The sequence below is a fragment of the Burkholderia sp. Tr-862 genome, assembly GCF_011753085.1.
GTDB lineage: Bacteria > Pseudomonadota > Gammaproteobacteria > Burkholderiales > Burkholderiaceae > Burkholderia > Burkholderia ambifaria.
On sequence record NZ_VWWG01000196.1, the window covers coordinates 1 to 11,291 of the forward strand.

The window sequence follows — 11,291 nt, forward strand, 5'->3', positions numbered from 1 at the left end:
TGCTTGCCGCTCGACAGGTTCGCGGAGAACAGGCTCTCGCTGGCGTCGCGCGTGAGCTGCGTCAGGATGTAGACGCCGCACAGCACGATCTCGAACCACACGAGCTCGTACGTGATGAAGCGCGCGAACGTGAGCGCCATGCCGATCAGCAACGGCAGGCCGGTACGCACGAACGGCTGGTCGGCGCGCGCGAACACGAACGGCAGCACGGGCAGGATGCACGGGCTCAGGATCGTGAGGACGCCGCCGAGATAGGCAAGGACGATGAGCAGCATGGGGCAGTCTCCGGTCGTTCAGAAGGCGGCGGCCCGTCAGGCGGCGGCCGGGTGGAAAGCGAGCGCGAGCCCGTTCATGCAGTAGCGCAGGCCGGTGGGCGGCGGGCCGTCGTCGAACACGTGGCCGAGGTGGCCGCCGCAGCGGCGGCAGTGCACTTCGGTGCGCGCCATCCCGTACGACGGATCCGTCTCGGTCGCGACCGCGTGGTCGAGCGGCTTCCAGAAGCTCGGCCAGCCGGTGTGGCTCTCGAATTTGGTGTCGGACGAGAACAGCGCGAGGTCGCAGCCGGCGCACGCGAACGTGCCGCGGCGGTGCTCGGCGTTCAGCGGGCTGCTGTACGGCGGCTCGGTGCCGGCATTGCGCAGCACCGTGTATTGGGCGGGCGTGAGGCGGCGGCGCCATTCGGCGTCGCTGCGGGTAATCTCGAACGGGGCGGCGGGCGGCGCGGCGAAAGCGCGGCCGACGAGCGCACGGCGGCCGGCCGACGACAGCGCCGCGAGCGTGGCGAGGCCGGTGGCGCCGGCGAACAGCAGATGTCTGCGGGTGGGCATGACGGGCTCCTTGAAGCAGGTCCTGAAAACATGCGCACAGAGTAGGCAGCGGCCGGTGTCTAAGTCCTCACGGAAAGTTAAAGGATTTGTGATGGTTGGGGTGTTTCGCGGGGGGCGGTGGAATCCGTCGAAGCGCCAACTGGCAAGGGCCCTCGAACGGGTGAGCCGCCGATATTTACCGAACGCCAGTTCGCGCCGCGATTTTTAGTGTTTTTTTAGTACTAAAGTTGGCTCGTCCTGAGCTCACGATTACCGGGCCTGCCGCGCGGATTGCCTACGCGTCGGAGACCGGCATGCTCGCACGAGGGGCACTCGCCGCTCACCATGACGGCGATGCGGCGGGACCAGCAGGAGATTGCCTGCCGACTAGGCTGTTACAACCCGATTGCGACCTTGATGCTTCGCGCGATATAGGCGTTCGTCCGCCTTGCGCAGGATCGCGTCGATCGTCTCGCCGTCCCGGCCGAATTCGCAGGCGCCCACGCTTACGGTAACCGCGATCTGTTTGCCGATGCCGGCCTCGAATGGCGCACCCGCGATCGCTGCGCAAATCCGCTCACCGATCGCCTTGGCGGTATCCAGCGCGGCTTGCGGCAGCAGCACCATGAATTCTTCTCCGCCCACCCGCGCGACGCCGTCGTACGGCCGGATCGCATCAGCGCATTTGTTGACGAAGCGCTGCAACACCTCGTCGCCCGCCTGATGCCCGTAGCTGTCATTGATTGCCTTGAAGTGATCAAGGTCGAGCGAAAGCAACGAGAACGGCGCGCCATTGCGCTTCGCCCGGGCAATTTCCACTTCCACCCTTTCGATGAATTGCCGCCGGTTGGCCGCGCCCGTGAGCGAGTCTGTCGTCGCCATGTGTTCGAGCTTCTCGTTGGTCCGCTGCAGTTCCTGCAGGGCCCGCTCGGTCCTCGCCATCGCGTCTCTCAAGCGGGCAAACAGCTCTTCCTGGCTGTAGATTTTCGAAAACGAGCGGGTCGTATGAAAGGCCTGCACAACACCGTAGCTCAGCAGCACGAAGCCCGCGGCAAAGATCGCATGCGCCAGCCACCACATATGGTTCCATGGTCGCCCGAGGATAAAGGCGAGCGAGGACAGCGCGAACGACGTCACCGAGATGCCGTAGATCGTCATGAGCGGCGAGCGGATGCGGCGCACGACCAGCGCGACGACGTTCACGGTCGACAACACCAGGGCTCCGCCTTCCATCGACAGGCGCACCCAGGGGGCGCCGGCCACCGGCGAGTAAGCAATCACCGCAACCACCACGTCGATCAGCCCGAACAGCACGATCCACGTCAGCCAGACGCGGCCATCGGCGCGGCGGATTGCGCTGTCGGCTGGCCGGCTGTACGAGAGCTGGCCGACGAGCAGCAGGATCGACATGGTCAGGCGCGAGGCCGGCCCGTACAGCAGGAACAGCCAGATATTGTGATGCGCCATGCCGGTGAACGCGCCATGCAACGCATAGACGAGCGAAAAGCCCAAAAAGCCGAGCGTCAGCCAGCGTAGCAGCGGCTCGCCCGACAGCCGATAGCACCGCCAGCAGACATAGGTGACGAACACGCCCTCGAGCGTAGCGACCGCGATCGCCAACTCGTGGAAGGCATGATTCTCGAATTTCAGCGACGGGGCCTGGAAGAAGTACAGGTAGGCGATCAGATACGCCGGCACCAGCGCAAAGCCGGCCAGTACGAGCTTGGCATAGCCGCGGGTAACCAGCTGGACCCCGCTCGTGGGCTCCTGGGCGGCAACATTGACGTTCATGCTTGGCCTCGGGGTTTCGTCAGGTGAATCCAGTATAGGTAAGCTGACGCATCCGAACAGGCTTTCACGCGTCCCGTCCCTGCCGGCGTCCATAGCTGGCGGCGGCGCTTGACCATTGCATTACAAGATTGGTTGACGCGTATCGGATCACAAATCTAGGAGGTTTCGACATTGAGCCGTGGTGTACGCCTATGTCGCGCTTCAACACTATCGTTTTAGAATTCGGCGCAACTCGGGAAACATCTTGCCAACGGCGTGCCGGGGCTCAGTTCCGCAGCTTGACCATGGCCGCCCCGCATTAGCGGAATAATCGGACACGATTAGCACACGAACGGACACCATTGGCAGAATCTACGAACTTCAACAGTATTCCCGCGCTAATCGCCGACGATCGCGATCACGCCCAACACGATGAACAACGTGCCGGCGAGCAACTGGCCGATCCGGAGCGCCTGCTCCCCCGATGCCACGCGGGCGCGCAACGGATGGGCAAGCACGATGCAGAGCACGTCGGCGGCGGAGAACAGCAGGTTCGCGCACGCACCGAGCAAGAACAGTTGCCAGCCGAGCCCGAGCGACGCGCCCGGATCGGTGAACTGGAGCAGGAACGAGAAATAGAACAGCGCCGATTTCGGATTCGATGCCTCGATGAACGCGCTCGACGACACGACGTTGCGCGGCACGTTGATCGCCGCGTCCTGCCTCGCAGGCGTACGGATGCGCTGGATGCCGAGCCAGATCAGGTAGGTGCCGCCGACCACCTTGAGCGCGTGATACAGCATCGGCGATGTCTTCAGCACGACGACCGCACCGAGCGCCACGATGCATATCTGGAAAAAGGCGCCGAGGTGAATGCCGAGCGCGGACAGGAGCCCGGCCCGTCGCCCGTGCTGAAGCGTCAACGACACGGTCTGCAGTAGCGCTGGTCCCGGAATGAAGCCGAAGCCGATGCAGGTCAGGCCGAAGAACAGCGCTTGCTCGGGCGACATCAGAGATCGTCTCCGATCACGATGCCGAGCCGGCCGCATTCGCTGCGCACCCGATCGCGTGCGGCGGCGAGCCGCTCCTTCGACAGTTCGGGCATGAACACGCCGATATAGTCGTCGATGGCGGCCTCGCGATCGAAGATATCGACGGTCAGGTAACGATCGGCCACAACCTGCCGCAGCGAGCGGTTGCCGATCGCGAGCCCCAATCGTGCCGCCGTCGTCTCAGCCTCGTCCGGATCGGTCAGATAGCGAAAGTCCTTCGAGCCCGGTTCCGGCGACAGCAATTCGATATCGGCGCTGATGATCACATCCCGCCCGGCCTGCAGAAACGCGATGTAGGTCTCGATGTTTTCCTCCAGCAACTCCTCGTTCATCCCCAGATGCCCCAGCACGAATCCCGCCTTGATCGCCACGCCATGCGTGCGCGCGTTGTGCAGTGCCCGCAAATTGGCGTCGGCCATCCGCTGCGCGGCCGCTACCGGGTCCTTGTTCCGCAGTGGCTTGTTGAGCGCCTGCAGCGAACGCGCGGCGCCTGCGTCGACGCCGACGAACAGAATACGGAAGCCGATCTCACGCATGGCCTTCAGCACCTGCTCCTTCTCCATGCCGTCCGCGCGCGCGTAGCCGACCAGCACCGGACGCGCGTCCGCCGACAATGCGCGCCACCATGGTGGCGGCGACTCCGCCATGTCAAGCATCAGCCGCGCGAACGTGAGCGGTAGTTCGTCGGCCGTCACGTACAGGTAATCGTAGCCCGCCTCCCATGCGCTGCGGATGGCGGACCACGCGTGGTCCGCAGGCAGCTCGTTCTTCCACATGCTGCCGTACTGGATCGAGCAGAACGAGCAGGCATCGTCGCCGCTGAACTTGATACAACCTCGCCCGATTTCGACCGGCACGCCCTTGCGCACCTGCCGCCCAGTCAGCGCCAGGATCCGGCGGCCCAGGCGTCGTGTGAAATTCTCCGTATAGACAGCGGTATGCGGCAAGGTCCGGTCGATCAGGCTGTAATCGATGACGCGGTTCACCGCTTCCTGAATCGCCGGATCGGCGACGATCCGTCCGGATTCAAAACGGACCGAACCGGGGTAGATGCCGGCAGCCCGCGATCGCTGCCGATCCTTCAGGTAGTTGATCAGGCCGGCATACACTTCGTTGCCGACGAAGCCGCAATCGATCACTTCGCCGTGGCGATCGAGGATCTCTCGGCTCAATGCCGTGAAATGATCGTTACCGACCACGATCGCGATCTGCGGATCGATGGATTTGACCGCGCGGGCGATCCGGATCGCGGCCTCGTAATTGGCCGTGATCGCGCTGAGACAGACGGCGAGCGTACGGCCGGCCCGCTCGCGAATGGCCGAAAGGATGCGGTCGAGGGGATGAATCACGCCGTCGATGTAACAACCTTCGAAGCCAGGCATTGCATCGATATGGGACGCCAGCGACAGGATGCCGAGATGGGGGAAATTGGCCCAGTCGGTATGTTGAATGCCCTTCGATACGACGATGTCGTCCGCTTCGCCCGCGCGGTCTGCATCCAGATCGTTACTGTTCGGCGGGTTGATGAAAAATACGACGGCCCTCAGCTCGCCCATGGCGCCGTTCTCTCCGTATTGTGGATCTTATCTGGCGAACTACAATCGGCCGGCGCACGCCTCCGCGCGCAGGGCCGCCCTCGATCTCGCTAATGTAAGAGAAAGCCCTTGAACCGGAACCTGTCAGCTATCGCAGGTTCGCAAACCGGATATCCCGCGTCGTGCGTGCGCTATTTCCTGTAAGACGACGTGTGGGCGCGCAAGCGCCAGGCGTTCGAGTGCATCGCGTCGCAGCAGGGCGTGTGGGCCTATTACGAGCGCGTCGCGCTGCAGCGTGGTGCGCAGGCGAGCCGCCGCGCGACGCAGGCGATCACGCATGCGGAAGCGTTCCAGCGCGCGTTTCCCGCTGTGGCGTCGCTGCTCGCATAGACAACGGTAACGACGAGGGTTGCAACTGATGATGAGGCATGGCGTACAGGTGCATGCATTCAGCACAAATGGGCAGCGCGGCAATGCCGCGTTAGTGTTCGCGACGGATGCGCGCGAACGCGTGGACATCGGCGCGTGCACGGCGATGGCCGAGCGGCTACAGAGCGAAGTCACGTGGATCGTACGCGGCGCGACGCCGTCCGGCCTGGGCCTGCGTTTCTTCACGCCTGGCGGCGAGATCGCGTTCTGCGGGCATGGCGCGCTGGCCGCGGCCGCATGGCGTGCCAAGCACGACAACGGTGGAACCGAGCAGTTATTCGACGTCGGCGGCGCGACGATTCGCGTCGGGCAGGATGCTCACGGGCGCTGGTCGTACCTGCAGGAAGCGGGGCGCGCGCAACGAATCGACGGCGACGACGCGCTCGCCGACGCGCTGGGCGCGCTCGGCCTGCCGAGCCCAGACGTGCTGCACGCGGCCGGCGCGACGCTCGCGCGTTCGATCGGCGCGCCGCGCGAGAAGCTGCTCGTCGCGTTGACCGACGCGGCCGCGATGCATGACATCACGATTGACCCGGCGCGCCGCGACGCGCTGTGCACGCGCCTCGACACGACTGGCCTCTACGTCTACGCGGTGTGTGACGACGCGCCGCCGCGCCTCGTCGCGCGGCACTTCCCGCTGCGCTGCGGTACGCAGGAGGACATGGCCACCGCGGGCATCGCGCCAACCGTGGTGCGCCATGCGGGCTTCCCGGACGACGTCGGCGACGTCGTGATCGACCAGGGCGGCGCCGATTGCGCGAACGCGCGCCTCATCGTGTCGATGGCCGGCCCCGGCACGACGCCGCGCGTCGCGGGCGAGTGCGTGTTCGTGCGCGACGTGCCGTTTGTCGGCGTCGTCGGGCCGGCCTCCTAATCGCGGCGGGCGGACGACGGACGTCCACAGCCGCTGGCGGGCGTGTGAACAAGACTGGATACGACGCCGCCCCGCATTCGCGGAATAGTCGGACACGATTAGCGCTCGAACGGACACCATTAGCAGAATCTGCGAACGTCAACAGTAGGAACGCGCGCGATGCGGGTCAACCGGGATCGCGCGTGGTCGATGCGACGCCGCACTACGCCCGGTCGAGCAGGTCGACGAGTAGCCTGGCCCCGTCGGCCCCCTTCGTGGAATCGGCCCACAGCCGGTCGATCATCTTCCGGTACATCGCGACGGCATCCGCCGACGTGGTGATCGTCGCGATGCCGGTACGAATGTTCGGCAACTCGCCGAGCCGGAACGGCGATACCGCGATATGCGCGCTGTCGTCGTCCTCGAAGATCTGGAAGGTCTCGTTCGGCAGGTTGTCGCTGACGATGCCGATACGCACGCCTTTCGCATCGTCCTCGAGCATCCCGACGATCCGCATCACTTCCCGGCGCGCGGCGAGTTTGCGCTCGAGCTGCACGCCCGGCGGCAGCCCGAGGCGGCCGACCAGGCCGTGGTGCAGGAACTGCTCGATCTGGCGCAGCCCGATCAGGCTCGTCACGTTCAGCGGTGCGCGCCGGAACGCGGCTTTCCGGTCCGCGAGGATCGCCATCACTTTCGACAGCGTCTGCCGCCACGCGGCATCGGTCAGCGACGGCGGGATGCTTTCCTCGAGCATCTGGCGCAGCCAGCCTTCGTAATCGTCGGAGGTCAGCAGGAACGAGAACGGATCGAAATGCGCGAAGATCCGCTGCGAGCGGCTCTCGATCTGCCGCATGCGCTCGAAATAGCTGATCGCCGAATCGTGATACTCGACCTCGACGCCCATCAGGTTCGCGAGCGACACGCCGAACAGCGCGGCGAGCCGCTCGAGCGTATCGATCTTTACAATCTCGCCACGTTCGAGCTTGTAGACCGCCGCACGCGAGATGTTCAGGCGCTCGGCGACATCCTCGCTGCGCAACTCGGCAGCCATCCGGTACGCGCGCAAGCGCTCGCCAATGCTGTCGAAGTCGAAGCGCGCGCCGCGCAGACGCGTTTTTCGGGAACCGGCGGTGGACATGAAGTACCTCTAGGTGGCGGGTGAAAAATCGACAGACACCGGGTTGCGCGACCGCGCCGCGCCGCCATCCTGCCGGGGGCATCGCGAAGATCGATGTTTGTCTATTTTTTTGTATCCGGTATTTTAACGTAGCCGACAACGGATGCTCGCACACCTGCGGCTTGCGCTCGTCTTGTGCGCGGTAACGGCCTGCGACCGGGCCGTGTCGGTGCGCGTGCACATCGTCTAAATATTTGGACGAACGGCGAGCGCGCAGACGCTGTCGGCGATAGAGGCGTCGCACCTTCCAAACATTCCCACGTGCCGGCCCATTGCGCCGGGAGGAGAAAAGCATGACGTTGCGCACCCCGCGCGCCCGATTTCGGGCAGGATTCCTGATGGCCGGCGCGGCAAGCGCCATTGGCGTCGCGCCGCTCGCGCACGCGCAGTCGAGCGTGACGCTGTACGGCGTCGGCGACGCTTTCGTCGGTTCGGTGAAGCAACCCGGCGGGCGCACGGCGCTCGTGCAGTCGGGCGGCGGGATGACGACGTCGTTCTGGGGGCTCGGCGGCAGCGAGGATCTCGGCAGCGGCAACAAGGCGTTCTTCGTGCTCGAAAGCTACTTTCAACCGCAAAGCGGCGCGTACGGCCGCTACGCCGGGGACAGCCTGTTTTCGCGCAATGCGTACGCGGGATTGCAGACGCGGTTCGGCCAGCTTCGTCTTGGCCGGATCACGACGCCGCTGTATCTCGCGACGATCCAGTTCAACCCGCTGTTCAATTCGTACACGTTCTCGCCGATGATCTTCCACACGTTCAAGGGCGTGGGCGCCGAGGGCGTGGTCGGCGATTCGGCGTGGAACAACGCGCTCGCCTATACGAGCCCGACGTTCGGCGGATTCAATGCGGGGCTGCTGTATGCACTCGGCAATACGGCCGGCCGGAACGGCGCGAAGAAATGGAGCGTCAACGCGAACTACGCGCGCGGCGCATTCGCGGCCGCCGTGGTCTTCCAGTACGTGAATTTCAGCGCGACGCCTGGCGATCTCGACGGCGCGCTCGCCGCGGCGCCGGGCCTGTCGAGCCAGCGCACGGTGCAGGTCGGCGCGTTGTACGACTGGCGTGTCGTGAAGCTGTTCGCGCAGTACATGAACGTCGCGAACCGCGCACAGCGCGGCAACTTCCACGGCGATACGCTGCAGGCCGGCGTCAGCGTGCCGATCGGCGTGGGTTCGCTGCTGGCGAGCTACGCGTATACGCATTCGAGCGGGGCGCTCGCCGACGGCGCGCATCGCAGCACCGGCGCGCTCGCCTACGACTATCTGCTGTCGAAGCGCACCGACCTCTATTCGGCGATCAAGGTCGATCACGTCGGCGGGCTGTCGACCGGCATCACGTACGGCGCGGGCCTGCGCACGCGTTTCTGACGCAGGCATCGCGATGCGAGGCTTCCCGGTTTACCCCGATACACAGGACGCTTGCATTCCGTTTTTGATGCGGGTAGTCTAAATATTTAGACGAGGAGGAGAGCATGAACCTTATGGACGCCACGCAGTGGCTGGCACAGGACGTCGTCGGCTTTTCCGACATTCACCGGTTCGCGACGCGCTGCCGGGACGCGGCGGCGCCGCACGGGCGGGAATCGGCGGCGCTGGTGCTGCTCGCACAGGCGGCCGCGACGTTCGCCGAACGGCAGGAGGGCGTGGCGGTCTGCGCGGAGACGGTGCAGGCGTTTCTCGCCGAACTGCGCGAGCACGCGCGGCGGCTGAGCGATGCGAGCGGGGGCTCGGACGACGTGCTGCTCGCGGCGCTCAACGGCTTCGCCGCGCAGGTGTCGAAGGAACTGGTCGTCTGATGCGCGACGCCGGCGCGAATCTGCCCGGGCCACGCCCTTAAGCTGTGCGATGCCGACGATCGGGTTGTGGTCAGTCTGTCTAAAAAAAACGACAAACGACCGCAAGGCGGACCGCCGGCATCGATATCCCCTCCTCACGATACGGACAATCATGGAAGCGAACCTTCGATCCTCCGCGGCCGCGCCCGCCGGCGCACCGCCCGAACGGGTGTCGCGCTACGCGTGGAAAGTGCTGGCCGGCTCGGCCATCGGCTATGCGATGGACGGCTTCGACCTGCTGATCCTCGGCTTCATGCTGCCGGCAATTTCGGCGTCGCTGCAGCTCGGCGCGCAGCAGGCGGGGGCGCTCGTCACGTGGACGCTGGTCGGCGCGGTCGCGGGCGGCGTGATTTTCGGCGCGCTCAGCGATCGCTACGGCCGCGTGCGCGTGCTGACCTGGACGATCCTGCTTTTCGCGGTGTTCACCGGGCTGTGCGCGTTCGCACAGGGCTTCTGGGATCTGCTCGCGTACCGGACCATCGCCGGCATCGGCCTCGGCGGCGAATTCGGCATCGGCATGGCGCTCGCGGCCGAAGCGTGGCCTGCAGCCAAGCGCGCCCGTGTGTCGTCGTACGTGGCGCTCGGCTGGCAGAGCGGCGTGCTCGCGGCGTCGCTGCTGACGCCGCTGCTGCTGCAGAGCGTCGGCTGGCGCGGCATGTTCGCGATCGGCGTGCTGCCCGCGATCGTCGCCTGGGTGCTGCGCAACAAGCTGCACGAGCCGGAAGTGTTCGTCCGGAGCCGGCAGCCGGCGCGCACGGGCGCGCGTTTCCGGCTGCTGTTCGCCGATGCGCGCACGACCCGCACGAGCATCGGCATCGTCGTGCTGTGCGCGGTGCAGAACTTCGGCTACTACGGGATCATGATCTGGATGCCGACGTTCCTGTCGAAGCAGCTCGGTTTCTCGCTGACGAAATCCGGATTGTGGACCGCCGTGACCGTGCTCGGGATGATGGCCGGCGTCTGGCTGTTCGGACACCTGGCCGACCGGATCGGCCGCAAGCCGACGTTCCTGCTGTACCAGCTCGGCGCGGTGGCGATGGTGGTCGCGTATTCGCGGCTGACGGACTCGGCCACGATGCTGTGGGCCGGCGCGCTGATGGGCATGTTCGTGAACGGCATGGTCGGCGGCTACGGCACGCTGATGTCCGAAGCGTACCCGACCGCGGTGCGGGCGACCGCGCAGAACGTGCTGTGGAACGTCGGCCGTGCGATCGGCGGCCTCGGGCCGCTCGTCGTCGGCGCGCTCGCCGCGCGCTATTCGTTTCAGATCGCGATCGCGATGCTGGCCGCGCTGTACGTGCTCGACATGATCGTCACGGTCACGCTGATTCCGGAACTGAAGGACCGCGCGCTCGACTGACGCGCGTGCCTCCCGCCCAACCGTAACGAGGAGAGAACGATGGACGTGATCGACGGGGCGCGCGCCTGCGCGCAGCCGTGGGCGGCCACGGTCGCCACGCACGCGTGCGACGTGGTCGCGCATCGCGCGGTGAACCGGCGCTATCGCTATCTGCGCGTGCGCGCCGACGCGCCGCTCGCGAGCGTCACGCAGGCCGGCCAGTTCTATCAGCTCGTCTGCCCCGTCAGCGATCTGCACCGGCCATTCCTGCCGCGCCCGATGAGCGTGTACGGCGTCGGCCCCGGCGCCGGCGAAATCGAGTTCCTGTACAACGTGACCGGCGAAGGCACGCGTGCGCTCGCGCAGCTCGGCGTCGGCGCGCGGCTGTCGATCGTCGGGCCGCTCGGCCGCCCGTTCACGCTCGACGCCGGTGCGCGACGGCTGCTGCTCGTCGCGCGCGGCGTCGGTCTCGCGACGATGGCGCCGCTCGTGCAGC

At 66.0% G+C, this 11,291-nt stretch carries 10 protein-coding genes and 2 pseudogenes; 6 read left to right on the forward strand and 6 right to left on the reverse strand.

Annotated features, from left to right (window positions below):
• From F3J14_RS30555 to F3J14_RS30575, 5 genes and pseudogenes are all read right to left on the reverse strand, one after another.
• A pseudogene (locus tag F3J14_RS30555) lies at positions 1–275 on the reverse strand (cytochrome c biogenesis protein DipZ); the annotation flags it as partial.
• 36 nt (positions 276–311) lie between these two features.
• Complete coding sequence (msrB, locus tag F3J14_RS30560; RefSeq protein ID WP_166726103.1) at positions 312–827, reverse strand: peptide-methionine (R)-S-oxide reductase MsrB; 516 nt, start codon at positions 825–827, stop codon at positions 312–314.
• Between the two features lie 366 nt (positions 828–1,193).
• Positions 1,194–2,597: a GGDEF domain-containing protein gene (locus F3J14_RS30565; RefSeq protein WP_166726104.1), complete on the reverse strand. Its 1,404-nt coding sequence runs from the start codon at positions 2,595–2,597 to the stop codon at positions 1,194–1,196.
• Positions 2,598–2,974: 377 nt separating this feature from the next.
• Positions 2,975–3,586 (reverse strand): LysE family translocator, encoded by a 612-nt coding sequence (locus F3J14_RS30570; RefSeq protein WP_166726105.1) that lies wholly within the window; start codon positions 3,584–3,586, stop codon positions 2,975–2,977.
• Positions 3,586–5,184: a cobalamin-dependent protein gene (locus F3J14_RS30575; protein WP_166726106.1), complete on the reverse strand. Its 1,599-nt coding sequence runs from the start codon at positions 5,182–5,184 to the stop codon at positions 3,586–3,588. The genes F3J14_RS30570 and F3J14_RS30575 overlap by 1 nt, the downstream gene beginning before the upstream one ends.
• A 189-nt stretch (positions 5,185–5,373) precedes the next feature.
• On the opposite strand from F3J14_RS30575, the gene F3J14_RS30580 reads away from it, so the two are divergent.
• On the forward strand, positions 5,374–5,553 hold the full coding sequence (locus tag F3J14_RS30580) for a hypothetical protein (protein ID WP_247682315.1): 180 nt from the start codon (positions 5,374–5,376) through the stop codon (positions 5,551–5,553).
• Positions 5,554–5,581: 28 nt separating this feature from the next.
• Positions 5,582–6,466 carry a PhzF family phenazine biosynthesis protein gene (locus F3J14_RS30585; RefSeq protein ID WP_166726107.1) on the forward strand — a complete coding sequence of 295 codons (885 nt, stop codon included), beginning with the start codon at positions 5,582–5,584 and terminating at the stop codon, positions 6,464–6,466.
• Between the two features lie 202 nt (positions 6,467–6,668).
• Here F3J14_RS30585 and F3J14_RS30590 read toward each other — a convergent pair whose 3' ends face one another.
• Positions 6,669–7,583: a helix-turn-helix transcriptional regulator gene (locus tag F3J14_RS30590; protein ID WP_006754637.1), complete on the reverse strand. Its 915-nt coding sequence runs from the start codon at positions 7,581–7,583 to the stop codon at positions 6,669–6,671.
• A gap of 332 nt (positions 7,584–7,915) precedes the next feature.
• On the opposite strand from F3J14_RS30590, the gene F3J14_RS30595 reads away from it, so the two are divergent.
• The 4 genes and pseudogenes from F3J14_RS30595 to F3J14_RS30610 form a co-directional block, all read left to right on the forward strand.
• Positions 7,916–8,989 (forward strand): porin, encoded by a 1,074-nt coding sequence (locus F3J14_RS30595; RefSeq protein ID WP_166726108.1) that lies wholly within the window; start codon positions 7,916–7,918, stop codon positions 8,987–8,989.
• Between the two features lie 104 nt (positions 8,990–9,093).
• Positions 9,094–9,417 carry a hypothetical protein gene (locus F3J14_RS30600; RefSeq protein WP_166726109.1) on the forward strand — a complete coding sequence of 108 codons (324 nt, stop codon included), beginning with the start codon at positions 9,094–9,096 and terminating at the stop codon, positions 9,415–9,417.
• Positions 9,418–9,568: 151 nt separating this feature from the next.
• Positions 9,569–10,816 (forward strand): MFS transporter, encoded by a 1,248-nt coding sequence (locus F3J14_RS30605; RefSeq protein WP_166726110.1) that lies wholly within the window; start codon positions 9,569–9,571, stop codon positions 10,814–10,816.
• A gap of 39 nt (positions 10,817–10,855) precedes the next feature.
• A pseudogene (locus F3J14_RS30610) lies at positions 10,856–11,291 on the forward strand (dihydroorotate dehydrogenase electron transfer subunit); the annotation flags it as partial.

Bases quoted from the DNA above. Each gene is read 5' to 3' on its own strand.
- F3J14_RS30565 (WP_166726104.1), bottom strand. From the start codon at position 2,597: ATGAACGTCAATGTTGCCGCCCAGGAGCCCACGAGCGGGGTCCAGCTG.
- F3J14_RS30600 (WP_166726109.1), top strand. From the start codon at position 9,094: ATGAACCTTATGGACGCCACGCAGTGGCTGGCACAGGACGTCGTCGGC.
- F3J14_RS30605 (WP_166726110.1), top strand. From the start codon at position 9,569: ATGGAAGCGAACCTTCGATCCTCCGCGGCCGCGCCCGCCGGCGCACCG.
- F3J14_RS30575 (WP_166726106.1), bottom strand. From the start codon at position 5,184: ATGGGCGAGCTGAGGGCCGTCGTATTTTTCATCAACCCGCCGAACAGT.
- F3J14_RS30570 (WP_166726105.1), bottom strand. From the start codon at position 3,586: ATGTCGCCCGAGCAAGCGCTGTTCTTCGGCCTGACCTGCATCGGCTTC.
- F3J14_RS30585 (WP_166726107.1), top strand. From the start codon at position 5,582: ATGATGAGGCATGGCGTACAGGTGCATGCATTCAGCACAAATGGGCAG.
- F3J14_RS30590 (WP_006754637.1), bottom strand. From the start codon at position 7,583: ATGTCCACCGCCGGTTCCCGAAAAACGCGTCTGCGCGGCGCGCGCTTC.
- F3J14_RS30595 (WP_166726108.1), top strand. From the start codon at position 7,916: ATGACGTTGCGCACCCCGCGCGCCCGATTTCGGGCAGGATTCCTGATG.
- msrB (WP_166726103.1), bottom strand. From the start codon at position 827: ATGCCCACCCGCAGACATCTGCTGTTCGCCGGCGCCACCGGCCTCGCC.